We start from the raw sequence: 24,771 nt of genomic DNA on the forward strand, positions 1-24,771 counted from the left end.
CCGATCGAGGTGACGCCGGACCTTTCCCGTGACGTCTGGTATCGCGCCAAATGGGCGATCGTAGGAGCGAGTGTTCTTGCAGTCATTGCGCTCTCGGCTGCGATCGTCGCTATCCTGGCCACGGGTGGCTATGGGCAACCCGGTCCTCCAGCCGAGGCATCGACCGACAAGGCGAACATTCTGGAATGGTGGTCGCAGGCACGCGCACCCTTCACCGATCTTCAGGGGTCGCTTTCTGACGCGCAGCGTGCACTGGCCACTGTCGACCGCACGGCGATGGATGAGGCGTGCCGGCAGATGCACGACAACGCGGCGGTCGACCTTCGGGCACATCTGCCGGCGCCAACCCCAGAACTGACCAGCGAACTGGAGGCCGCGACCGAGGATGCGCATGCGGCCGCCCACATGTGCCGGTCGGTTTTGGCAAGGTCTACGAACAGTTATGACGGCGAGTTTCCCGTCGGCGTCGAGGAGGCGGAGGAGCACCTGCTAGCGGCCCAGGAACTGGTTCGCCAGGCGCTGGTCGGAGCACCCTAGGCCGCCGCGATCGTCAATGCCGCACTATCAGCACCGAAGCCGCTCTGCGGTGAAACAGAGGGTGCCCCCGGGGGCCGAGAATCTGCATGACCTGATCCGCGTGCGAACCGCCGATCACGGCGAGTTGGACCCATTCGTCATGCTTCTTGAGAAATCGGGCGACATCGGCCCCATCGGATACGGGGTAGACGTGGACGTCGGGATAGCGTTCCTTCCATTGCTGGTCAACGTCGTCCAGGCCGTCCGAACCGTCCCGACCGCCGAGCATCAGAACCGGCGTTCGACGTAACCGCGCTTCGCCCATCGCCCCCTCGATCACCGACTCGTTGTCGATCTCGGCGGTCACCGCGACGACTATCCAGCGAATGTCGACCTCGTCGCGTGGTATCTCGTCCTGAGGACGGATGATCGCGACCGGACACTGCGCCTTCTCGGCGAGCTCGGTGGCGACCGACCCCAGTATCGCCCGCGCGGACCGGCCGATGCCGACCGAGCCGACACAGATCAAGTCGGCAGATTCCGACTCTTCGATCAGGTTGAAAGCCGGTAACCCTGAGAGGATTGCGGTCTCTACCTTGACGGGCCGACCCGTGGCCTCGACAGCATCCTGCGCCGCACGAATCGAGGCTTCGGCATGGTGCTTGTCCGCGTAGTAATCCTCCGCAGAGGGGTGCTTAGCCTTCATCACGCACACGAGGCGCAATGGCACGCTTCGGGCGATCGCTTCGTCAACCGCCCACAGCGCGGCGTTGATCGCTGTGCCCGAGCCGTCGATCGCGGCGACAACCGGCTTGGGGGAGGCGCTTTCAGTCATCGTGCACTCCAATTTGCAGTTGATGTATCGACGCTATTGAGTTCCACCACCCGACCGGTGGGGCACTAGGTCCCTCAGTGTTGGACATTGGTCCTCAACACGGCTGCCAGGCAGTCCGGGGGCGACATCGGTCTGTAGCGTCTGCTGCCATGGTCACTGATGTCACAACCTATTTCGGCGGTCTGCCGGAGACGGCGTTGTCGCACGCCTATACGGAGGTACCGAAGGCGTCGCCGGACGATCTGGTGGGCACCACGCTGGAACGAATGCGGGGCCGGCGCTTCGACAGCGCTGCCGCCGTGGCGGTCCTTGACGGGGATCGTCTCGTGGGTGTCGCGACCATTGAGCAGATGTTTGCGGCAGACAGCGACGCGATGTTGCGTGATGTCATGGACCGGCAGCCGCCCGTGGTGACGCCGGACACCGACCAGGAGCGCGCCGCCTGGCAGGCGGTGCAGGATAAGGAGCCCGGTCTCGCGGTGGTCGACGACCAGGGCCGGTTCTACGGGCTGATTGCCCCCCAGCAGCTGCTCGCTGTCCTACTACATGAACACGACGAAGACATGGCACGACTGGGCGGGTTTCTGCACACAGTCGAGTCGACGAGAAGGACAACACTCGAGACTGTGACCAGGCGGCTGTGGCACCGCCTGCCATGGTTGGTGGTCGGGTTGATCGGTGCGATGGTGTCGGCGGGGTTGATGGCGGCCTTCGAAGACCAACTCAGCGCCGTGCTGGCGGTTGCGTATTTCGTGCCGGGGATCGTCTATTTGGCTGATGCCGTTGGCACGCAAACGGAAACGGTCGCGATCCGCGGTCTGTCGGTGGGTGTGGGCATTCGCCGCATCCTGGCTCCGGAAAGCCTGACTGGGCTGATCGTCGGTTTGTTGCTGGGCCTGCTCATGCTGCCGGTGGTGGCCCTCATGACGAACGACTGGAGGCTGGCGACGGCAGTTGCGCTCGCGGTGCTGGCGGCGAGCACGATCGCCACGGTGGTGGCGCTGATACTGCCTTGGTTGCTGCAGGCGCTGGACAAGGACCCCGCGTTCGGTTCCGGTCCGTTGGCCACCGTGATCCAAGATCTGTTGTCGATCGCGATCTACCTCGCAGCGGTGTCCCTGTTGCTCGGTTGACAGCGCCCGCCGGGAAGGCTGAAGCGCGCGCGACGATGGAGGCGGTGCTCGCGTCAGAGGCCAACGCCTCCCCGCCGCGGGACTTCGGTCCCTACCGTCACGATCCGCGATGTAGTCGGATCAGAGTCGGCGTCTGAAGCGAGGAGGCTGTGCCATGGATTCAATCGTCACCCTGACGATGAACCCGGCGCTCGACATCACCGTTGCGGCAGAGGCCGTGCGTCCTACCAGCAAGATCCGCTGCTCACGCGCTCGATACGACGCCGGCGGCGGAGGGATCAACGTGGCAAAGATCGCCCACGTCCTGGGCGCGCCGGTATCGGCCGTTTTCCCTGCTGGAGGTGCCAGCGGCGATCTCGTCAGCCGGCTCGTAGTCGAGGCGGGTGTGCCATTTCGACGGATCGACATTGCCGAGCCCACGCGGGAGAGCCTCACCGTCGATGAGACCGCCACTGGTCTGCAGTACCGCTTCGTGCTGCCGGGTCCTCGGCTGACTCCGTCCGAACAGGCCCGGTGCGTGACTCAGCTGCTTGTTGAGGCGAGCTCGGCACAATTCGTTGTCGCCAGCGGGAGTTTGCCTCCGGGTGTGCCTGCGGACTTCTACCAGCGAATCGCGGACGTGTGCGGTGAGGCAGGGGTCAGATTTGTCTTGGACGCCTCGGGCGCCGGTCTACAACACGTCAATCGTGGTGTGTTTGTGCTCAAGGCAAGCGAGCGCGAACTCCGCGAATGCGTGGGACGTGACCTGACGAGTGAATCCGAACAGCTGGACGCCGCGCACGAACTTGTCGAATCCGGCCGCGCCGAGGCCGTTGTGGTGTCGCGAGGAGCTCAGGGCGCATTGCTGGCTACCCGGACCGAAAGCTGCCGATTCACCGCCATTCCGATGCGTGCGGTAAGCGGCGTTGGGGCCGGGGACGCGATGGTCGCCGGCATCACCGTGGGTCTGACTCGCGGATGGCCGTTGAGCACGGCGGTTCGTTTCGGCATGGCCGCCGGCGCGGCAATGCTGATGACCCCCGGTACCGCCCCGTGCACGCGCGCCGACACCGAGCGGCTCTTCGAAATCGCTGAAGAGCCAGTAGAAGTCGCTGTCGTTTGCGGATGAACCTGACGATCCTCGATTGCGCGGCGTGATTGTTTCGACCTCGACGGATTGATCACCGAAACCGCGTCATTGACACGCCTGATGTCGGCGATCGCATGGCGTTGTCGCCAAATTGGCCGAATCGCTTGGTGCACTCGGCCTTTTCGATCCGCTGCCGCGGGCACCACATGTATGTACGGGTCAGCGGAAAAGGGCGCGAGGCTACGGTTGTCGCGCGATGATCACCGGCATGCGCGCCGACTGAACCACCGCGGCGCTGACCGAGCCGAGGAGCATGCCGGCGAAGCCGCCACGGCCGTGGCTTCCGACGACAACCAGCTGGGCCTGTTCCGAGTGCTCGACGAGCGTACGAGCGGGGTGATCGCAGACCACGATCCGCCGGACCGTCACGTCCGGGTAGTTTTCCTGCCATCCAGCCAGTCGCTCAGCGAGCGCTGCATCCTCCGACGACTTCATTTCCAGCCAGTTCATGCCGAGAAAATCGCCCACCCCGAATTCGGTCCATGCGTGCAGGGCGATGAGGTCAACGCCTCTGCGGGACGCCTCATCGAACGCGATCGCGGTGGCCAGCTCGGACGCGGGGGAGCCGTCGATCCCGACCAGGACCGGTGCTTGCGCCGGATGAGGCATCAACGGATCTTCGTCGTGAATGACCGCCACCGGGCAGTGTGCGTGCTGTACGACGCCGGCGCTGACCGAACCAAGCAGATTGCCGATTGCTCCGTGGCCGCGACTGCCAACCACGACCATCCCTGCCCCCTTCGACATGTCGACCAGCGTGGGAACGGCGGACGAGTAGTAGATGTCAGTCCGGACTTCCAGCGGTCCGACGTCTCGCTGTACCGATGCGACGACACCCATTGCCTCGTCGATGGCTTCGTGGGCCTTCTGCTGTTGCCATTTACCGATGCCGGTCGGCAGGGGCGTGTGGGACAACGAGCCGAGGACACTGCTGACGACATGGACCAGGGTGAGCGTTGCGCCGCGTTGCGCGGCGTCGCGTGCCGCCCAATCGACGGCAACGTTGGCCGCGGGTGACCCGTCGACGCCTACCACGATTTCCGGAGGAGCAATCGAAGACATACGGCACGTTAAGGCAGCAGCGCCGATCCAGGCGTGAGTCTTTAGTCCCCACCCGTTCGGCCAAAGGGCCCCGCCCGACGCCCGGAGCCCAGGCCCAAAGCACCGCGGGGACTGTGCCTTTGCCCCTTCGCCGGCAAAGTCGCCGGGTGGTCTGATCACAGAGTCGCAGCCAACGAGGAGGCCACCCATGAACCCACAGAGGGTGAAAACCTATCAGCTCACCGACCGTCTGCACGCAGGTCGGATTGCCCGCGTATCCGCTGATGACATCGTGCCCACGGTATCGGCATGGTTGGCCGAGTTGGACACCAGCAGTCCGTTGGTCGACGACCTTGCCTGCATGCTGCGCACAGGCGATTGGACTGCTGCCCACGCCATCGCTGAAATCCTGTCGGTCGACGTGACCGTCACCGCGTAGCCATGGCCGAATTCCTCAGCAACACCGACACTTTCACCTGGTCGATGGAGAGTGACCCTCGACTGCGGTCGACCATCGTCTCGCTTGTCCTCCTGGACCGGACCCCGAATTGGGAGCAGCTCGTCGAGCGGTTCGATCTTCTCAGTAGGAGCATGCCCATCTTCCGGAAACGGGTCACGGCGTCGCCGGCGCCTGCGCCGCCTCGATGGACGCTTGATCCCGACTTCGATCTCGCATTCCATGTCCGCCGCGTTACCGCACCGCAACCGGGCACGATGGACACCCTTCTGGACATGGCGCGGGTGGCCGCAATGGCAGATTTCGACCGCGCCCGCCCCCTATGGGAGGTCACCTTGATCGACGGGCTGGCCGATGGGGGTGCCGCGTTGCTGTGCAAGCTGCACCATGCGCTGACCGACGGTATCGGCGCGATTCAGGTCGCGATGACCCTTTTCGACCGCACCCAGGAGCGCGATGACCGTCGCCCCATGCCGAGCGTGCCGATACCAACTGCTGCCGGACTGCTGAGTGGCGTTCGGGACATGGTGTCCTACGACACCGAATTGGCCACGACGATCCTGACCGCTTCGTTGAAGGCCGCGCCCGCGCTGCTGGTCAACGGTATTCGACGGCCAGCGCAGACGCTGTCGGCGGTCGGCTCGGCCATGGCGTCCATCTATCGAACGGTTCGCCCGATCAGCCAGCCCGGATCGCCGATCATGCGCGATCGTGGCAAGATTCGTCGGCTCGCGGCGCTCAACGTATCGACCGACGCCCTTCATCGGGCAGGCACCGTTGCCGGTGGATCGTTGAACGATGCCTTCATCGCCGCCATCACCGGTGGGCTGCGGCGCTATCACGAGAAGCACGGCACGGCGGTCGGAGACCTGTCGGTGTCGATGCCGATCAGCCTGCGCACCGACGACGACCCTGTCGGCGGAAACCGCGTGACTCTGTTGCGGTTCGATCTGCCTTCGGCCGTCGCCGATCCTGGCGAGCGCATCCGGGCCATCCACGAACTCACTGTCAAGATGCGCAACGAGAAGTCGCTCTCTTACACCCAAGCCATCGCCGGAGTCCTCAATCTAATGCCGCGCTGGTACATCGGGTCGGCGTTGAGGAACGTCGACTTCGTCGCCAGCGACGTCCCCGGCATTCCGATACCGGTCTTTCTCGCCGGTGCCGCGGTGCGGATGCAGTATGCGTTCGCGCCCACCATAGGAGCGGCGTTGAACGTCACGTTGTTGTCGTACGTCGACACCTGCGCGATCGGGATCAACATGGATACCAGTGCCATCCCGGACCCCGAGGTTCTCTACGACTGTCTCGTCGCCGGCTTCGACGACGTGCTCGCCGTCGCGAATTAGTTTGCTTCTCACAAAAACTGCCCGAAGGCGGATGCCAGGTCCTGAGTCCCCCACTCAGCAATGGCTTCCGGCCTTCGGGCAGATCGCCGGTTGCCCGGCACCACCAACTATCGCACCGTCGGCGTATCCGACCGGAGGGCCGAAGGGCCCCTGTCGACGGTCGAAAGTCATATCAGTGTTGGCGGTGAATTGAACTCGTCGACGTCGAGGACTCGTCAGCTGGGTACCGGCCGTTGCCGCACGCAGCGGTCGCGTCTTCAGGACAAGCGGTAATGGTCACGTTCTCACCCGGGTGCCGGCGTCCCCGGCGACTATTTTGGCGATGTCAGTGAGCGAACCTATGACAGCTTCGTTGCCGGTGCTTTGCGCGAAGTCGCACGCGGCCTGAACTTTCGGCCCCATCGACCCGGCGGGCAGGTCCAGGCCGAGAAGCTCAGCCGGCGCGACTCGCCCGAGCTGCGCCTGTCGCGGCGTGCCCCAGTCGGTGTAGACACCGTCGACGTCGGTGGCGATGACCAAGAGCTGGGCGTCGAGTTGTTCGGCCAGCAGGGCCGAGGCGAGGTCCTTGTCGATGACCGCCTCCACGCCGTGTAGCAGGCCGGCCTCGTCATACACCGTCGGTATTCCGCCGCCGCCCGCACAGATCACGATAGTGCCCCGTTCCACCAGGCTACGAATCGCCCGAATCTCGAATATCCTCTTTGGTTTTGGGCTCGCGACGACTCTCCGGAAGTTGTCGCCATCCGGTGCGATGGCCCAGCCTCTGGCGGCTTTGAGGCGCTCCGCTGTCTCCTGGTCGTAGATCGGCCCGATTGGTTTGGTGGGGCTGGCGAACGCCGGATCGTTACGGTCGACCTCGATCATCGTCAACAGCGTGGCGAGCGATTGATCGGAGGGCAGTAGGTTGCCCAGTTCCTGTTCGATGACGTAGCCGATCATCGCCTCGGTCTGCGCCCCGAGCACATCTAGGGGATACGGCGCGACCTCGTGATAGGCCGCCGCCTGCAGCGCCAACAACCCCACCTGCGGGCCGTTGCCATGCGCTACGACGATCTCGTTCCCCGGCACCACTTGAGCTATGGACTCAGCCGCGGCACGGATGTTCGCCCGCTGATTCTCCGCGGTCATCGGCTGCCCTCGTCGCAGCAGCGCGTTGCCGCCCAGGGCGATCACAATTCGCACTGCAGCTCCCTTTGCGCTCAGGCCAGCGCGGACACGAGGACCGCCTTGATCGTATGCATGCGGTTTTCGGCCTGCTCGAACGCGATGTTCGCGGCCGCGTTGACTCATCAGAAATGCGCGCGAAACGGTGATTCGTTGCCTCATCAGAAATGCGCGCGTAGGCCCAGTGGATGGGGTTGACGTTGGCACAGCGCAGAGCAATCACCGATGTGACCGCGATCCGCTACCAGGTGGCGGGTAAGCGCGGTAAGAGTCGGATCCTCGACGAGTTGTGTGCCAATACCGGCTGGCACCGTAACCACGCCCGCAGGGCGCTCAAGGCGGGGCTGCAGCCGAAGGTCATCAGCGCGCGTCGTCCCCGGCCAGTGACCTACGGGCCTGATGTCATCGCGGCGCTGACGGTCTGCTGGACAGTGCTGGGAATGCCGGCCGGTAAACGGCTGGCGCCGATGCTCACCGAGCTGGTGGCCGTGTTGCGGCACTTCGGGGAGCTGGCGATCAGCGACGACACCGCGGCCCTGTTGGTAACGATGTCGGCGGCCACCATCGATCGCCGACTTGCTGATGAGCGAGCCAAATACAAGATCAGAGGTCGGGTGGGCACCAAGCCGGGGTCGATACTCAAAAGCCAGATCCCGGTACGCACCTGGGCCGAATGGGACGACGCGGTGCCCGGCTTCGTCGAGATCGACACGGTCTTTCACGACGGCGGCAGCCGTGGTGGAGGCCATGCCTTCACGCTGACGGTCACCGACATCGCTACCGGCTGGACCGAGAGCCACTCACTACCTGACAGGGCGGCCAAACACATACTGGCAGCCCTCAATCACATCGCCGCCGCCATGCCGTTCCCGATCCTCGGGGTCGACTGTGACAACGGGTCGGAATTCATCAACGACGACCTGCTGGCATGGTGCCGAGATCGTCAGATCACGTTCACCCGGTCACGGCCGGGCAATAAGAACGACGGCTGCCACGTCGAGCAGAAGAACTGGACGGTCGTACGCACCGTGGTGGGCTACTACCGCTACGACACCGCCTCAGAACTGTTGCTCCTCAACGAGATCTGGCAATTGCAGTCCAAGCTGACCAACTACTTCTACCCGCAACAGAAATTGATCACCAAAGTCCGCACCGGGGCCAAGGTATCCAAGAAACACGACAAAGCCACCACCCCATTCCACCGCGCGACCGCCCACCCGACCATGACCGTCGACCGCATCGTGGGCCTGACCCGGACCTACTCGCTGATCAATCCAGCCGCCGCTCAACGCCAGATTCAGGCGTTGACCGCACAGCTCTTCACTCTGGCCACCAGCAAAGCCGGCGACGGCGCCCCACCTCCAGTGACAAAGCGCGCACGTTTACGTGAGGCAACGAATGCCCCCACGCGCGCATCTTGACGTGAGGCAACAGGGCGGCAGACTCGAAGACGTCCTCGGTGACCTCGATGCCATCGGCCAACTGGGGGTACTGCGAGGCGATTTGCGCGCCCACGCCGGTCTCGGAGTTGTGGAAGGCCGGCAGGCAGTGCATGAACTTCACCCGCGGATTGGCCGCCGCCGCCATCAACTTGGCGTTGACCTGAAAGGGCAGCAGCAGGTCTATCCGATCTCCCCACGTCTCCATCGGCTCGCCCATGGACACCCACACATCTGTGTAGATGAAGTCGACACCGCTCACCGCCTTGAGCGGATCGTCGGTGACCGTGATCCGAGCTCCGGATGCGGCGCCGAACTCCCGACACTGCGTCACCAGGTCATCGCTCGGCCACAGGTCCTGTGGCGCACCGATGCGCACGTCCATACCGAGCTTGGCGGCCACGAGCAGGAGCGAATTGGCGACGTTGTTGCGACCGTCCCCGACGAACGTGAAAGCGATGTCGGTCAACGGTTTTGGACAGTGCTCGGTCATCGTGAGGATGTCGGCGAGCATCTGGGTGGGATGGAACTCGTCGGTGAGCCCGTTGAACACCGGCACCCCTGCGTACTCCGCCAGCTCCTCGACGATCTGCTGTCCCGCGCCTCGGTACTCGATCGCGTCGTACATCCGTCCCAGGACGCGGGCAGTGTCCTTCATCGACTCCTTGTGCCCGATCTGCGACGATGCGGGATCGATGTACGTCACGTGGGCGCCCTCGTCGTATGCCGCCACCTCGAACGCGCAGCGGGTGCGCGTCGAACTCTTCTCGAAGATCAAGGCGATGTTCTTGCCCTCCAGGCTGGTCCGACGGGCGCCGGAGTACTTGGCGCGTTTGAGGTCTCGCGACAGGTCCAGCAAGTAGAGCAGATCGCGATCGGTGTGGTGGACGAGGCTCAGCAGACTGCGGTTGCGGATGTTGAAAGCCATGGTGAGTTCCTTCGGGTGTGGTCACGTATACAGGGGGTCGCGCAGGATCGGGCAGGTCATGCAACGGCCACCACCGCGGCCGCGGCCCAACTCGCTGGCGTCGATGGTGACGACCTCCACGCCCGCCTTCCGCAGCGCTGTGTTGGTCAGCGTGTTGCGGTCATATCCGATGACGACACCCGGTTCGAGCGCGACCACGTTGTTGCCGTCGTCCCACTGCTCACGCTGGATGCCGTAGACGTCGCCGGCCGTTGTGACGACCCGGAAGTCCACGCCGACCGCGTCGCCGATCGTTGCGATCAAGTTTTTCGGTTCGCGACGGACATCCAGGCCCGACGGTGACTTCTCGTCGGGTCGCAGGCTGATCGGTACGATCCCGTCGACGACCGGGGCGTAGGCCGTCACCAGGTCTCGGTCGCAGAACGTGAACACCGTGTCCAGGTGCATCGCAGAGCGGGTCTTCGGCAGGCTGGCGATGATGACTCGGTCGGCCGCCTCGGCCGCGAACAGGTTGCGTGCTACTTGGGTGATCGCCTGATGCGATGACCGCTCGCCCATACCGATCACGACGAGTCCCTTTCCGATCGGCATCACATCCCCGCCCTCGAGGCTTGCCATGCCGTGGTCGGTGGGTGATCCGTCGGGATCGCCCAGCCACACGTCGTACTCCTCGCCCGCGAACGCCGGATGGAACTTGTAGACGGCTGTGGTCAACAGCGTTTCCTGACGTCGCGCCGGCCAGTACATCGGGTTCAGTGTCACGCCGCCGAAGATCCACGCCGAGTTGTCACGCATGAACTGTGTGTTGGGCAGTGGCCGGATGACGAAGCCCGCGGGGTCCAGCTCGTTGAACAACGAGAGGAATCCGCAGTCCAGCTCGTCGACGACGTCCTGGTACGCGACTCCGCCAATCAGCAACTCGGCCAGGCGATCCGGGGCCAGTGCCGTCAGCCAGTCCCGGATGTCGTGAGTGAGTCCCGGTCCCACCAGGTCATCGGTGAGCTTTCGATCCAACACCCAGTCGCGGGCATCGGGTTTCGCGACCACGTCGGCGAGCAGGTCCTGCAGTTCCAAGACCTCGACGCCACGATCGACCATCTTGGCGACGAAGTCGAAGTGATCGCGGCGAGCCTGCTGCAGCCAGATCACGTCGTCGAATAGCAGCTCGTGGCAGTTGTCGGGGGTAAGACGCTGATGAGCCAGGCCGGGTGCACACACCATCACTCGCCGCAACCGGCCCGCTTCCGACCACACGCCGAGCCGGGACGCGTCGGCGCTCACAGGACCGCGAGGTGGCCGGTGGCCATCATCACGACGGCCGCAACGGACGTCACTGCCACCACTGCGACGATGATCCGCTCAGGCTTCGTGAAGACCTGGAGGTGGTCCTCCCTGCGGGCCCAGACGAACATCGCGGTGCCAACGAGGTAGAACAATGCCGCGATCAGCAGGTACTCGAGGCCGCCCGCGTAGACCAACCAGACGGCGTACACCAACCCGATCAGCCCGACGACCAGGTCGCGCGTCCGCCCATGTCCCGACTCGTAGGTCTCACCGCGCACGGCCAACAGAAGCTGATATGCGGCAGACCACAGGTAGGGGAGCAGGATCAGCGACGTCGCGAGCAGGATCAGGTTCAGGTAGGTGCTCTCGTTCGCCAGTGTCCACAGCAGCATCGCCTGGACGCACAGGTTGGTCAGCCACAACGCGTTGGCGGGAGCACCATGCGCGTTCTCTTTGGCCAGGGCTTTGGGCATCACGTTTTCGATCGCGGGCAGGCGCAGGATCTCGACGCACAGCATCACCCACGCAATCAGCGCGCCAAGGAGCGAAACGATCAGTCCGATGGAGATGAACGCCGCACCCCAACTGCCGACCTGTTGTTCGAGCAGACCCGCCATCGACGGGTCGGGCACACCGGCGAGCTCCGCCTGGGTCATCAGGCCATACGAGAGCAGGTTGACCAGAAGCAGCAGCGCCAGCACGCCGGCGAATCCGAGCACTGTGGCGCGGCCGACGTCGCGGCGCTTGGCGGCCCGCTGCGAATAGACGGCGGCGCCTTCGATTCCGATGAACACCCAGACGGTCACCAACATCATGTTCTTGACCTGAGACATCGTGTCGCCCAGCGGCACACCGTCGATGTCTGTGGTGCGACCCCAGAAGTCCGCTGTGAAAAGTCCAGCCTTGAACCCGACAGCCGCGATGGCGATGAATGTCAGAATCGGGACCACCTTCGCGATCGTCACCACGACGTTGACGAACGCTGCGGTCTGGATGCCGCGTAGCGTCATGCCGTGGACGATCCAGAGCAGGATCGACGCGCCGATGATCGCGGGCAGCGTCGCGCCACCTTCGAACGCCGGGAAGAAGTAGCCCAGCGTCGAGAACAGCAGCACGAGGTAAGCGACGTTGCCGACCCACGCCGAGACCCAGTATCCGAACGCCGACGTGAAGCCGATGTAGTTGCCGAAACCCGCACGGGCGTAGCCGTAGACGCCGCCGTCGACGTCCGGCTTGCGGGCGGCCAGGGTCTGGAAGACGAATGCGAGCATCAGCATCCCGACGCCCGTGATCACCCACCCGATGAGGAGCGGACCGGGTGCGGCGCTGCCCGCCATCTGCGATGGCAGCGCAAAGATACCGCTCCCGATCATCGATCCGACCACGATGGCCGTCAGTGCAGCCATGCTCAGCCCGGGTTTGACACCACCCGGATCGGCCGTGGGGGGCTTGTGCATGAGGTCTTCTGACATTTTTCGCTCCAAGCGCCGTTTACCGGGGGCGTGAAATCGCCTCTACTCACCGAGGCTATGGACGAGACTCACGGTGCTGAGGAGGCTTTGGTCCTTGATCATGAGCCTTAAGTCCCACTACAGCCGGGATGGGACCTTTGGATGGCGTATAGGGCCCAACGGCCTCATCGAGCCGGCTCCTGTAGTGGATAGATTCGAACCCGCCCCGACCGCGAGGAACGCGAAATGTCCCGACGTGCAGACCATCTGAAAGTGCGTCCTGGTGTCGGGCCGTACGTGGTCCGGCGCGGACTGTTCGGGGTCGCGGCCTCCCGCTCGGTGCCGTTCGCCGCGACGACGACCGATCCTGCTGTCCAATGCACTGTGGGCGAGCAGCGAGTTTAGAGTGAGAGGTGTAGTGATTCGGCATTGTGGGCGGTGTGATCAGCGGGGTCGATGGACCGGTTCGACGGGTTCACCGATGACGTTTGCTGCACCGGATGTGCAGCCTCGGACCGATGCGGGATGAATACAGACGTCGAGACGGTCCTGCGGCGTTACCGCTACGACGGAACGCGGCTGATCGACATCCTGTGGGATATCCAGCGCTGGTACGGCTACATCCCCGCGGAGCATCTGCCGCAGATGGCGGCCGCGCTGAATCGGACTCCTCTGGACATCGTGGAAACAGCCTCCTTTTATCACTTCTTCCACGGCACGCCAACCGGACGCCACCGGATTTACTTGAGTAACACCGTGATTGCCAAGATGAACGGGTATCAAGAGGTGTACGAGGCGCTCGAGCGACAGACCGGGGCGCGCTTCGGGGAAACCGACGCGGATGGGATCTTCGGTCTGTTCGAGACACCGTGCATCGGGCTCAGCGACCAGGAGCCCGCGATGATGATCGACGACGTGGTGTTCACGCGACTGACGCCGGATACCGTCGCGAACATCATCACGCAGTTGAAGGCGGGGAAGGTCGCCGCCGACATCGCGAACCCGGCGGGGCTGCCCGATGATGACATCGCGTACGTCGAGGCCCTCGTGGAGTCCAATGTCCACACGCGGGGGCCCGTGTTCTTCCGCGGCGAGCCGGATTACCAAACGTTGCTCAAGAACTGCCTCGCCCATACGCCCGAGCAGACGATCGGCGTCGTCACTGAATCCGGGCTGCGGGGATACGGCGGTGCAGGGTTTCGAACCGGGTTGAAGTGGCAGTTGTGCAGGGACGCACCCGGCGACGAGAAGTACGTCATCTGCAACGCCGATGAGGGCGAACCGGGCACGTTCAAAGACCGCGCACTCCTGACCCGATCGCCGAAGGACGTTTTCATGGGGATGGTCATCGCGGCCTACGCGATCGGCAGCTCCCACGGGATCGTCTATCTCCGTGCTGAATACGTGTATCTCAAGCGCTATTTGGAAGGCCAGCTTCAGCAACTCCGGGACGACGGGTTGCTCGGACCCAGTGTCGGCGGACGATCGGGATTCGACTTCGACATCCGCATCCAGATGGGTGCCGGTTCCTACGTCTGTGGTGAAGAGTCCGCGCTGATCGAGTCTTGCGAAGGCAAACGGGGCACACCCCGGCTGAAACCGCCCTTCCCCGTTCGAGAGGGCTACCTCGGCAAACCGACCAGCGTCAACAACGTCGAGACTTTGGCTGCCGCAACCCGCGTCATGGAAGAAGGCGCCGAATGGTTCCGCCGCATGGGTACCCCCGACTCGGCGGGCGCCCGCCTGTTGAGCGTCGCCGGGGACTGCAATCGTCCGGGAGTTTATGAGGTCGAGTGGGGCATCACCCTCGATGAGGTGCTGAGAATGGTCGGTGCGGCCGACGCCCGCGCGGTCCAGATCAGTGGGCCATCGGGGGAGTGCGTGTCGGTAGCGGCGGACGGCCGACGCCGTATCGCGTACGAGGACATCCCGTGCAACGGGGCTGTCACCATCTTCAACAGCACCCGCGATCTACTGGCCTGCGTCAGGGATTACACCAAGTTCTTCGCCGACGAATCATGCGGCATCTGTGTCCCTTGTCGGGCGGGCACCGCCGATCTGCACGACAAAGTAAGACTCGTCATCGCAGGCAACGCGGTACCAAAGGATCTCGACGAGGTCGCCCGGTGGGGTGCCGTGGTGCACGCGACCAGTCGGTGCGGTCTCGGTGCGACTGCGGCCAATCCCATCCTGACCACACTCGAGAAGTTCCCCGAGATCTATCGGCAAAGGTTACGCACCCAGGAACACACCCTGTTGGCATCGTTCGACCTTGACGCCGCGCTGGCCGGGTATGAGAAGGCACGGACCGAACTGCAGACGGGTGAAACGACATGACCATCCGAATCGAGATCGATGGAATATCGGTGTCGACCGAGGAGGGCGCAACGCTGGTCGATGTCGCCGCGGACGCCGGTGTGTACATCCCGACACTGTGCTATCTCAGAGACAAGCCGTGCCTGGGGACATGCCGGGTGTGCTCGGTCAAAGTGAACGGCGCCGTGGTCGCGGCGTGTACGGTCGCCGTCTCGGACGGGATGACGGTCGAGGTCGATGAACCGGAAACCGCCGATATGCGAAAGGCGCTGGTAGAACTGCTGTTCACCGAAGGCAACCACAACTGTCCGAGTTGTGAGAAGAGCGGGCGCTGCACGCTGCAGGCGGTCGGTTATGAGGTGGGCATGCTGGTGTCTCGCTTCCCGTACCGGTTCCCGGTTCGAGAGCGTGAACATGCGTCCGAACGGATCTGGCTCGAGCGGGATCGTTGCATCTTCTGCCAACGCTGCGTCGAATTCGTCCGCGACGAAGCAACCGGACAGAAGATCTTCAGCATCAGCCACCGCGGCGCCGAATCCCGGATCGAAGTCGATGCCGAACGTGCCAACGCGATGCCGGTCGAGCAGGTCCGCTATGCCGTCGAGATCTGTCCCGTCGGTGCCATCCTCGAGAAGCGGGTGGGATTCGACGTCCCGATCGGCCGACGCAAGTATGAAGTGAAATCCGTCCGCGACCGGGCACTCGACCAGGCAGACGGATCGGACGCACCGTGACTGACGAGACCAGATCGGACGAACTCCCCTCAACGCCAGCAGATCCGGCGTTATCGGCGGGGCGCGAGGGCAAGATCAACGTGGCGATGATCGGCTTGTGTGGCTGCTGGGGATGCACGCTGTCCTTTCTGGACATGGATGAGCGGATCGTTCCGCTCTTGACGAAGGTCTCCATCCACCGGTCCTCGCTCACCGACATCAAAAGAATCACCGAGCGCTGCGCAATCGGCTTCATCGAAGGTGGTGTCGCGAATGAGGAGAACATCGAAACGCTGCGACATTTCCGAAACAACTGCGACATCCTGATCTCCGTCGGAGCCTGCGCCGTCTGGGGCGGGGTGCCGGCGATGCGCAACGTCTTCGAGCTGAAGGATTGCTTGGCTGAGGCGTATGTCAACTCGCCGACCGCCGTTCCCGGTGCCGATCCCGTCATCCCCTGCCACCCGGACATCCCCCGAATCACCACCAAGGTCCACCCCTGCCACGAAGTGGTGAAGATGGACTACTTCATCCCTGGCTGTCCACCGGATGCGGATGCCATTCTTACCGTGCTCGAGGATCTGATCCATCGTCGTCCAGTCACGCTGCCCCGCTCGCTCAATCACTACGACTGATCTCGGAGGCTTCGCGTGAGCAGAAAGCTCGTCATCGACCCCGTTACCCGCATCGAGGGCCACGGCAAGGTGACCGTGAACCTCGACGACGACGGCAACGTCGTCGACGCCAGACTGCATGTCGTCGAGTTCCGCGGTTTCGAGAAATTCGTTCAGGGCCACCCGTTCTGGGAGGCGCCGATGCTGATGCAGCGCATCTGCGGAATCTGCTTTGTCAGTCACCACCTGGCTGGCGCCAAAGTGCTCGATGACATGATCGGCGCTGGCGTGAACTCAGACTTCAAAATAACGCGGACAGCGGAGAAGATCCGTCGGCTCGGCCATTACGCGCAGATGCTGCAGTCTCATGCGACGGCATACTTCTACTTGGTGGTCCCCGAGATGATGTTCGGGATGGATGCCGCGCCAGAGCAACGTAATCTTCTCGGCCTCATTGAGGCTGACCCGGCGTTGATGCGAAGAGTGATCATGCTGCGCAAGTGGGGCCAGGAGGTCATCAAGACCGTCTTCGGCAGGAGGATGCACGGCATCAACTCGGTGCCCGGAGGCGTCGACAAGAACTTGAGTCGCGCCGAATGTGACCGTCTGCTCAACGGTGAGGAGGGACTCCCGTCGGTCGACGAGATCATCGACTACGCGCAGGACGGACTTCGACTCTTCTACGACTTCCATGAAAAGAACCGAAGCGCGGTGGACGGGTTCGCCAACGTTCCCGCGCTCAACATGTCCCTGGTCGACGCCGACGGCAACGTGGACTACTACCACGGCGCCCTGCGCATCGTCGACGAGAACAAGCGCACCGTCAGAGAATTCGATTATCACGACTACCTCGCTCACTTTTCGGAAGCCGTCGAAGAGTGGAGCTACATGAAGTTCCCCTTCCTCAAGGAGCTCGGCAGGGAGAAGGGCTCGGTCCGGGTGGGACCGCTCGCGCGGATGAACGTGACCAAGACGCTGTCGACCCCGCGCGCTCAGGAGGCGCTGGAGCGGTTCCACGCCTACACCGGCGGCGCACCCAACAACATGACGCTGCACACCAACTGGGCGAGGACCATCGAGGTGCTCCACGCCGCGGAACTGATCGAAGAGTTGCTGCGCGACCCCGATCTGCAGGACGAGGACCTCGTCGTCACACCCGCAGCGGGCGCATGGGTCGGCGAGGGCGTCGGTGTCGTCGAAGCGCCTCGCGGCACGTTGCTTCATCACTACCGCGCCGGTCCGGACGGGGACATCACCTTCGCCAATCTCATTGTGGCCACGACACACAACAATCAAGTTCTGAACCGCACAGTGCGCTCGGTGGCCGGGGACTACCTGGTGGGTCGCGGCGAGATCACCGAAGGGATGATGAACGCGATCGAGGTCGGAATCCGTGCCTTCGATCCCTGCCTGAGTTGTGCGACACATGCCTTCGGCCAGATGCCGCTGATCGTGACGGTCCGCGATCCGGCGGGAACAGTGATCAACGAACGCGTCCGTTCGGCATCCGGTTCATGAGACTCAGCGACCTCGACGACGATTCTTGCCTGATCTATGGCATCGGCAACGTGGGTCGCCAAGACGACGGCTTGGGCTGGGCATTCGTGGATTGGCTTCAAGCGGAAGGTCTTTGCCCGAGAGCGGAGATGCAGCGCGGTTATCAACTTCTGCTCGAGGACGCTGAACTGATCAGCAACATGGAACGGGTGTTGTTCGTCGATGCCACCAAAGAGGCTTCGGTGGAATCATTCACCTTGGGTCGCGCGACGCCTCGAATGGACTTCACCTTCACATCGCACGCCATCTCGATCCCCGCCATCATGGCGACCTGCCAGCAGTGCTTTCAGCGCCTGCCGGAGGTGCACGTCCTCGCGATCAGGGGATTCGAGTTCGAACTCGCAATGGGGTTGACGCCGGCGGCGCAGCGCAACCTGGATGGTGCAACAGCCCATCTTCTCGGGGAGCATCGTCGGCAGGCGTGATGTCTCTGAAATTAGCCATCAGCCGGGGAATCGGACGGTGGTGCCGGGCATCAGCTCGACAACCTTGCCGTGGCACTCCACTTCGATCCCGGCGGCGTTTCGCGGATCAACGCTGATGATCACGCCCTTCCCGCTGACCCGCAGATGCAGGTGCAGGCCGCGGTAGAGGATCGGTATCGCCAGCACGCCAAGGCTTTCCGGCCAATGTGGCGAGAGGATGATGCGGTTGGACCGTGTTTCCAGCCCGGTGAAACACCGCTGCATCAGGTCGACGGTTCCAGCCATGGCCGCCAGATGAATGCCTTCGGATGTGGTGCCGCCCTGGATGTCGGAGACGTCGGCCTTCAGCGCCTGGGTGAAGAACTCCATGGCCCGGTCGCGGTTGGCTCTGGCCAGCACCCAGGTGTGCACGACACCACTGAGCGTCGATCCGTGCGAGGTGCGGGCCAGGTAGTAGTCCACCATCTTCGGTACCTGTTCCGGGGCGAAGCGATAACCGAGCCGGGTGAGCAGCTCACGCAGCTCGTCTGCCGACAGCAGGTAAAGCAGCATCAGCGCGTCGGCTTGCTTGGACGCCTTGTAGCGGTTCACGTCGTCGTGCTCGGCCTCCAGGATGCGGTCCAGCCGTTGGATGTTGCCGTACTGGCTGCGGAGCCGGTCCCAATCCAGATCCGCCAAGTCGCCATAGCCCTCGAACTGGCTGATCACACCGTCGTGGAACGGGACGAACATCCGCCGGCTGACGTCGTTCCAGTGCGCGAGCTCGGCACTGCTGAGGCCCAGCGTCTCCATCAGGTCCAGACGGTTCGGCAGCGGCAGCAGGTTCAGTGCGTCGATGGCGCGCATGATGACCCAGACCGCCATGACGTTGGTATACGCGTTGTTGTCGATGCCGTCGTAGGGAGCGTCGGGATAGCCGGAATGGAACTCGTCGGGGCCGATGACGCCCTTGATGCTGAAGCGTGCGCGCTCGTCGTCGTAGGTGGCCAAGCTGACGAAGAACCGCGCGATCTCGGCGAGCAGTTCCGCGCCGTAGTCGATCAGGTAGGCGAGGTCGCCGGTGACCTGATAGAACTTCCACGCGTTGTAGCCGACCGCGATACCGATGTGGTGCGCGCGGGCGCTGGCGTCGGGGTTCCAGTGGCCGCTGCGCGGATTCAGGTGCAGCCGTTGACTTTCCTCGCGACCGTCGCTGCCGGACTGCCAGGGAAACATCGCGCCGGTATGGCCTGCCGCGCGGGCGGCGTGCCTGGCTTCCGGCAAGCGCCGGTAGCGGTAGCCGAGCAGGGACCGGGTGATCGTCGGAATCCGCAGGTTGAGCACCGGGAAGATGAACAATTCGTCCCAGAAGATGTGGCCGCGATACGCCTCACCATGCAGGCCGCGGGCCGGCACTCCGACGTCGAGGTCGGCGGTGTTCGGTGACACCGTCTGTAGCAGGTGCAGCAGGTGCAACCGCAGAATCCGCACTTCGTCGGTGAAGTCGTCGAATTCGATGGACAACCGCTCCCACAGATGCGTCCAGGCGGTTCGATGCCCGTCGAGCAGTTCGGCGAACCCGCCGAGCCTGCCTACCCAACGCTGCGCGTCGACGCCGGGTTCCGAGGTGGCCACGTCCCGGCCCGTGTAGACGGTCACGACCTTCTCGATCGTCACCGACTCTCCGGCCGACAGTCGAACAGCGATGTCATGACCGATCTCGGCGTCCAGGTTGAACAGCCGAATTGTCGCGGGGACCGGTTCACCGTCGCGCAGCGCGGTGTTTCGCGCGGCCATCGCGACGGGGATGTGGGACTGGTTGGTCTGGACCGTCAGCAGGACTGAGTTGTTCGAGATTTCGCGGGTGACCGGCGACCCGAGATGCTCGCTGGCCAGGTCCCGATATCGCTCGACGAGGGAGTTCGTCACGTTGCCGTCCACCGTCGAGCGGAATTCGATTGTCCCGGACCAGTCCTCGGCGAGGATCTTCGTCTCGAGAGCGCCGACGTGGGGCAGGTGCATCGCCACGAACCGTCGTTGCCTCAGGGAGCTCGTCCGGCCTGCGTCGTCGCGGAAGCGCACCTCCCGATGCAGTACCGCCTCGCGAAGATCGAGCGTCTGCCGGTACGACAACACGGTGACCGCATCGATGTCGAACCAACTGCCGCCGTCGATGCGGAAGGTCAACGACAGCCAGTTGGGCAGATTGACCAGGCTCTCGTTGTCGATCTCGGTTCCCGACACGTCGTCGACGAGCCGGTTGAACACCCCGGCCGCGTAGGTGCCCGGGTAGTGCACCTGCCCGGCCTTCGACTCGGGTGCTGCTCCCCGGGTGGCGAAGTAGCCGTTCCCCAAGGTGCACAGAGCCTCACGGAGCTTTTCGTTCGTCGGGTCGTAGCCGTCGAAGACGTAATCCCACGCCTCACCTGAGACCTGGTGCTTGTAGGCCAGCCACTGGGACCCACGCTGCATGAACTCGCGCACCTGATCGGGACTCTGCAGGGTGAAGTGGGCAGCCGTCTTGCGGTCGCCGTCCTCATCGTGTCCGACGACGATCCCGATGCCGTCGAACTTGACCGCGTCGAACGCGTCCTCGTCGGTGAGGTCATCGCCGATGTAGATCGGCAGCAGCGAGCCGGAGGCGTCGATATGGTCGCGGATCCACGCCAATGTGGTGCCCTTGTCCCAGTCGAGGTCGGGCCGCAACTCCACGAGCATCCGCCCACCGGTCACCCGCAGGCCCGCCCTCGCCCCGACTTGATGGGCTGCAGAGACGATCTCACCGACTCGATCCGGCTCCACCTCTCGGTAGTGGACCGCGACGGCAAAACGCTTGTGCTCGACGCGTACTCCCGGAATCTTTTCCAGGTTCTGGCTCAGTTCCGCGGCAGCGTGTTCAAGGAGAGGGACGAACTCGGCAGCCGCGTCGTTGCAGTGGTAGGCGCCATCGGGCGACGTCAACTCGAAGCCGTGGCTGCCTGCGTACCAGACGCCGGGAACGCCCACTCGGCTACGGACGTCCGCGAGGTCGCGACCGCTCAGTATGGCCACGGGACATACCTTGGCGACGAGCTCCAACGCCTCGGCGGCGCCGTCGACGAGCCTGGCCGCAGCGGGATCCGAGACGATGGGGGACAGCGTGCCGTCGTAGTCCAGGAACAGCATCGACTCGCGTGCGCTCGTGATGCCGATCAACTGACCGTAGGACGTCAGCGCATTCGGGAGTTCGGAGATCCGCTTGTCACCGGCTCGTACGGCGACGTCGTCCAGGTCAGCGAGCACGACGTCGGCGCCGCGGTGGGCCAATTCATCGGCGCGTCCGGTGCCGTCGATACCGATGACGAGCGCGAAGCCCCCATCGCGTCCTGCGGCCACGCCTTCGGCGGAACTCTCGACGACGACACACCGTTGAGGTCGCACACCGAGTCGACGCGCAGACTCCAAAAGAACCGTGGGATCGGGGTTCTCCGCCGTCCCGCGTTCGCCTGCGACGCCGTCGATGCAGACCTCGAACAGATCGTCGACCCCGGCGGCCTTCAGCGCCCGTTGGCATTGCGGGCTCGACGAATAGGCCGCCGTGGCCATGCCGATGTCCTGCAATTTGCGCGCCAGGTCCACCGTTGCCCCGAAGAGCGGCGCGTCGGTGGTCAGCGCACCGTCGAGGTCGAAGAGGACCGCGTCGTGACGACGCGGGTCGATGGTGATCGGCAGCTTCATGGCGCGGGGACCAGCTGTCGTTCCAACTCCAGGACCCGGCGGGTGGTCTTCACCACGGTGTCGGGATTCAGGCTCATCGAGTCGATACCGATCCGGACCAGGAAGTCGGCCATGTCCGGATAATCCGAGGGGGCCTGTCCGCACAGCCCGGAGTGAATTCCGTTGCGGCGGCAACCATCGACGGCCAACCGGATCATCTCCTTGACGCCCTCGTCGCGTTCGTCGTAGTCGAAGGCGACCATCTCGCTGTCCCGGTCGACGCCGAGCGTCAACTGGGTCAGGTCGTTGGAGCCGATGGAGAAGCCGTCGAAGCGCTTGGCGAATTCGTCGATCAGGATCACGTTGTTCGGGATCTCGCACATCGCGTACACCTTGAGCCCGTTCTCGCCTCGCCGCAGGCCCAGTTCCGCCATCGTCTGCAGGACCAGGTCGGCCTCGGCGAGCCGGCGGACAAACGGAAGCATGAGGATGACATTGGTCAAGCCCATGTCATCGCGAACCCGCTGCATTGCACGGCATTCCAGTGCAAATCCCTCGGCGTAGGCCGGATGCGCATAGCGGGAGGCGCCGCGGAAGCCGATCATCGGGTTGCTTTCCGACGGCTCGAAGCTCTGCCCGCCGATGAGGCTGGCGTATTCGTTGGACTTGAAGTCCGACATCCGCACTACGACGGGCTTGGGCCAGAAGGCGGCGGCGATGGTGCCGATTCCCTCGGAGAGCCGCTCGACGAAGAACGCACTGCCATCGGTATAACTCTGAGTGAGTTGATCGATGGTCTGGCGTGCGTCCAGGTCGTCCACTTTCTCCGGGTGCAGTAGGGCGAGCGGGTGAACCCGGATGTACTCGCTGATGATGAACTCCATGCGGGCGAGTCCCACGCCGTCGTTCGGTAGGAACGACGTTTTGAACGCGAGGTCGGGGTTGCCGAGGTTGAGCATGATCTGCGTCCGGGGCCGCGCCAGGTCGCCGACTTCCGTGCGGTCCACGTGGAAACCCACAGCGCCCTCGTATACCCGGCCGGTATCGCCCTCGGCGCAGGACACCGTCACCACCTGGCCGTCGGGTACGGAGGTGGTCGCGTCACCGGTGCCCACCACAGCGGGGATGCCGAGTTCGCGGGCGATGATCGATGCGTGGCAGGTGCGGCCGCCGCGGTTGGTGACGATCGCCGCGGCCGTCTTCATGACCGGCTCCCAATCGGGCGTGGTGGTGTCGGCAATCAGCACCTCGCCGGGCTTGAATGCCGTTAGCTGCGTTAGGTTCTCGACCCTTCTTGCCGCCCCCGAGGCGATCCTTTCACCCACCGATCGGCCCTCGGTGATGATCTCGCCCTTGCCCTCGAGCACGTAGGTTTCCAGTGCGGTCACGCTGTGCTGCGAGGCCACCGTCTCAGGTCGGGCCTGGACGATGTAGAGCCTTCCGTCGAGACCGTCCTTGGCCCACTCGATGTCCATCGGCCTGCCGTAGTGCGCCTCGATGGAGCAGGCATAGCCGGCCAGCTCCAACACGTCGGCATCGGTGAGGCAGAACCGGGTGCGGTCGGCCTTGGGGGTCGGGATGTTCCTCGTGGTGTTCTTGGTCTCGCCATCGACGAGGATCATCTTCACGGCCTTGTCGCCGAGCAGGCGCCGGAGCACGGTGCGGTGGCCGGCGAGATACGTCGGCTTGTGGACGTAGAACTCGTCTGGGTCGACGGCGCCCTGAACGACGTTCTCGCCGAGGCCGTAGGCACCGGTGATGAAGACGGTGTCGCGGAATCCCGATTCGGTGTCCAGTGAGAACATCACACCGGATGACGCGATGTCGGAGCGCACCATCTTCATCACGCCGATCGACAGCGAGACCTTGAAATGGTCGAAGCCCTGGTCGATTCGGTAGTGAATCGCCCGGTCGGTGAACAGGCTGGCGAAACACCGTCGACAGGTGTCGAGGAGACTCTCTTCGCCCTTGATGTTGAGATACGAATCCTGCTGTCCAGCGAAGCTGGCGGTTGGTAGGTCCTCGGCAGTCGCCGAACTGCGTACCGCAAGGCTGACCTCGTCGCCGTATTCCCGCTGCAGAGCGCGGTATCCGTCAAGAATCGCGGCGGCCAGATCGTCGGGTAGTCCGGCGCCGTAGACGATCTCTCGGGCGCGCTTGGCTTTACGCGCCAGCGCGGCGACGTCGGCAGGGTCGATGTCGTCGAGTTCGGCATGCAGGCGGCCCCACGCCCCGGCCTCGTCCAGCATGTGGCGATAGGCGGCAGCGGTTATGGCGAATCCGTGCGGAACGCGCACGCCCTGAGCGGAGAGCTTCTGGAACATCTCGCCGAGTGAGGCATTCTTGCCGCCGACGAGCGGCACATCATTGATTCCCATGTCTTCGAAAAAGCGAACGTATTCAGATGTACCCATGACGTGTCCTCTCGTCGCACGGCACCACAGCCGCCCACGTGCCCAACCTCCCACTTCGGTAGGTGGGGACACAGGGCCGAAGGTCACTCGAATGGGTGACGAGCCGACCTGACGCGACCCCCAAAGTCCGACCGCGGATCACCGGTCTGGGTCGAGTTCGACTGTCACAGAGCGCGTTGCGACCGGTATCGCGTCATCCACAAACCGGTACGGTCGTGATGGGCATCAGTCACCGCGACTACGACGGACGGCGACGCACCGCGAGTGGTAACGACATTGTCCCCACGGGTTGAGGACTTGCGACCCTGCCGCGGCAACCGCCGCACCGCGC

20 protein-coding genes are annotated in these 24,771 nt (G+C 63.9%); 12 read left to right on the plus strand and 8 right to left on the minus strand.

The genetic code is table 11. The features are described 5' to 3' along the window. The first annotated feature begins 9 nt into the window (after positions 1–9). Positions 10–537 carry a hypothetical protein gene (locus G6N42_RS00740; protein ID WP_232076043.1) on the plus strand — a complete coding sequence of 176 codons (528 nt, stop codon included), beginning with the start codon at positions 10–12 and terminating at the stop codon, positions 535–537. A 13-nt stretch (positions 538–550) separates the two neighbouring features. On the opposite strand, the gene G6N42_RS00745 is transcribed toward G6N42_RS00740, so the two are convergent. Beyond that, the gene (locus G6N42_RS00745) at positions 551–1,351 is read right to left on the minus strand and encodes a universal stress protein (protein WP_163724742.1); all 801 of its coding nucleotides are present in this window, start codon (positions 1,349–1,351) and stop codon (positions 551–553) included. A gap of 149 nt (positions 1,352–1,500) precedes the next feature. On the opposite strand from G6N42_RS00745, the gene G6N42_RS00750 reads away from it, so the two are divergent. The 3 genes from G6N42_RS00750 (at position 1,501) to G6N42_RS31540 (ending at position 3,813) form a co-directional block, all read left to right on the plus strand. Further along, positions 1,501–2,484, plus strand: coding sequence for a magnesium transporter (locus G6N42_RS00750; protein WP_163724745.1), 984 nt, complete (start codon positions 1,501–1,503; stop codon positions 2,482–2,484). 154 nt (positions 2,485–2,638) lie between these two features. After that, positions 2,639–3,592: a 1-phosphofructokinase family hexose kinase gene (locus tag G6N42_RS00755; protein WP_163724748.1), complete on the plus strand. Its 954-nt coding sequence runs from the start codon at positions 2,639–2,641 to the stop codon at positions 3,590–3,592. Between the two features lie 95 nt (positions 3,593–3,687). Beyond that, the gene (locus G6N42_RS31540) at positions 3,688–3,813 is read left to right on the plus strand and encodes a glycosyl hydrolase family 65 protein (protein WP_350310113.1); all 126 of its coding nucleotides are present in this window, start codon (positions 3,688–3,690) and stop codon (positions 3,811–3,813) included. Here G6N42_RS31540 and G6N42_RS00760 read toward each other — a convergent pair. Then, positions 3,794–4,675, minus strand: coding sequence for a universal stress protein (locus G6N42_RS00760; protein WP_163724751.1), 882 nt, complete (start codon positions 4,673–4,675; stop codon positions 3,794–3,796). The genes G6N42_RS31540 and G6N42_RS00760 overlap by 20 nt on opposite strands. A 187-nt stretch (positions 4,676–4,862) precedes the next feature. Between G6N42_RS00760 and G6N42_RS00765 the strand changes: the two genes are divergently transcribed. Both G6N42_RS00765 and G6N42_RS00770 read left to right on the plus strand, forming a co-directional pair. Further along, positions 4,863–5,093, plus strand: coding sequence for a hypothetical protein (locus G6N42_RS00765; RefSeq protein WP_163724754.1), 231 nt, complete (start codon positions 4,863–4,865; stop codon positions 5,091–5,093). A 2-nt stretch (positions 5,094–5,095) separates the two neighbouring features. Then, positions 5,096–6,460, plus strand: a complete 1,365-nt coding sequence (locus tag G6N42_RS00770) for a wax ester/triacylglycerol synthase domain-containing protein (RefSeq protein ID WP_163724758.1) — start codon at positions 5,096–5,098, stop codon at positions 6,458–6,460. A 276-nt stretch (positions 6,461–6,736) separates the two neighbouring features. On the opposite strand, the gene arcC is transcribed toward G6N42_RS00770, so the two are convergent. After that, the gene (gene arcC, locus G6N42_RS00775; RefSeq protein WP_163724760.1) at positions 6,737–7,642 is read right to left on the minus strand and encodes a carbamate kinase; all 906 of its coding nucleotides are present in this window, start codon (positions 7,640–7,642) and stop codon (positions 6,737–6,739) included. Between the two features lie 170 nt (positions 7,643–7,812). Between arcC and G6N42_RS00785 the strand changes: the two genes are divergently transcribed. After that, entirely contained in the window at positions 7,813–9,045 is a 1,233-nt protein-coding gene (locus G6N42_RS00785; protein ID WP_163724763.1) for an integrase catalytic domain-containing protein, read from the plus strand. On the opposite strand, the gene G6N42_RS00790 is transcribed toward G6N42_RS00785, so the two are convergent. From G6N42_RS00790 to arcD, 3 genes are read right to left on the minus strand one after another with little or no spacing between them, the layout of a single operon-like run. Then, a complete protein-coding gene (locus G6N42_RS00790; protein ID WP_163724766.1) occupies positions 8,945–9,991 on the minus strand; it encodes an ornithine carbamoyltransferase in 1,047 nt (348 codons plus the stop codon). The two genes, G6N42_RS00785 and G6N42_RS00790, sit on opposite strands and share 101 nt — an antisense overlap. 21 nt (positions 9,992–10,012) lie before the next feature. Then, positions 10,013–11,272 carry an arginine deiminase gene (locus G6N42_RS00795; protein ID WP_163724769.1) on the minus strand — a complete coding sequence of 420 codons (1,260 nt, stop codon included), beginning with the start codon at positions 11,270–11,272 and terminating at the stop codon, positions 10,013–10,015. Next, the gene (gene arcD / locus G6N42_RS00800) at positions 11,269–12,732 is read right to left on the minus strand and encodes an arginine-ornithine antiporter (protein WP_163724771.1); all 1,464 of its coding nucleotides are present in this window, start codon (positions 12,730–12,732) and stop codon (positions 11,269–11,271) included. Before arcD ends, G6N42_RS00795 begins: the two co-directional genes overlap by 4 nt. Positions 12,733–13,251: 519 nt before the next feature. On the opposite strand from arcD, the gene G6N42_RS00805 reads away from it, so the two are divergent. The 5 genes from G6N42_RS00805 to G6N42_RS00825 are packed head-to-tail and all read left to right on the plus strand — an operon-like array spanning position 13,252 to position 18,351. Next, positions 13,252–15,063: an NAD(P)H-dependent oxidoreductase subunit E gene (locus G6N42_RS00805; RefSeq protein WP_163724773.1), complete on the plus strand. Its 1,812-nt coding sequence runs from the start codon at positions 13,252–13,254 to the stop codon at positions 15,061–15,063. Then, positions 15,060–15,776, plus strand: coding sequence for a 2Fe-2S iron-sulfur cluster-binding protein (locus G6N42_RS00810; protein ID WP_163724775.1), 717 nt, complete (start codon positions 15,060–15,062; stop codon positions 15,774–15,776). The genes G6N42_RS00805 and G6N42_RS00810 overlap by 4 nt, the downstream gene beginning before the upstream one ends. Further along, the gene (locus tag G6N42_RS00815) at positions 15,773–16,390 is read left to right on the plus strand and encodes an NADH-quinone oxidoreductase subunit B family protein (protein ID WP_163724777.1); all 618 of its coding nucleotides are present in this window, start codon (positions 15,773–15,775) and stop codon (positions 16,388–16,390) included. The genes G6N42_RS00810 and G6N42_RS00815 overlap by 4 nt, the downstream gene beginning before the upstream one ends. A 15-nt stretch (positions 16,391–16,405) precedes the next feature. Continuing rightward, on the plus strand, positions 16,406–17,887 hold the full coding sequence (locus tag G6N42_RS00820; protein WP_163724779.1) for a Ni/Fe hydrogenase subunit alpha: 1,482 nt from the start codon (positions 16,406–16,408) through the stop codon (positions 17,885–17,887). Then, the gene (locus tag G6N42_RS00825) at positions 17,884–18,351 is read left to right on the plus strand and encodes a hydrogenase maturation protease (protein ID WP_163724781.1); all 468 of its coding nucleotides are present in this window, start codon (positions 17,884–17,886) and stop codon (positions 18,349–18,351) included. The genes G6N42_RS00820 and G6N42_RS00825 overlap by 4 nt, the downstream gene beginning before the upstream one ends. An 18-nt stretch (positions 18,352–18,369) precedes the next feature. Here the strand turns inward: G6N42_RS00825 and otsB are convergent, their stop codons facing one another. Further along, positions 18,370–22,047 (minus strand): trehalose-phosphatase, encoded by a 3,678-nt coding sequence (gene otsB, locus G6N42_RS00830; RefSeq protein WP_163724783.1) that lies wholly within the window; start codon positions 22,045–22,047, stop codon positions 18,370–18,372. Continuing rightward, a complete protein-coding gene (gene ppsA, locus G6N42_RS00835) occupies positions 22,044–24,440 on the minus strand; it encodes a phosphoenolpyruvate synthase (protein WP_163724786.1) in 2,397 nt (798 codons plus the stop codon). The genes otsB and ppsA overlap by 4 nt, the downstream gene beginning before the upstream one ends. Positions 24,441–24,771: the final 331 nt, after the last annotated feature.

This window comes from Mycobacterium gallinarum (genome assembly GCF_010726765.1).
Classification (GTDB): domain Bacteria; phylum Actinomycetota; class Actinomycetes; order Mycobacteriales; family Mycobacteriaceae; genus Mycobacterium; species Mycobacterium gallinarum.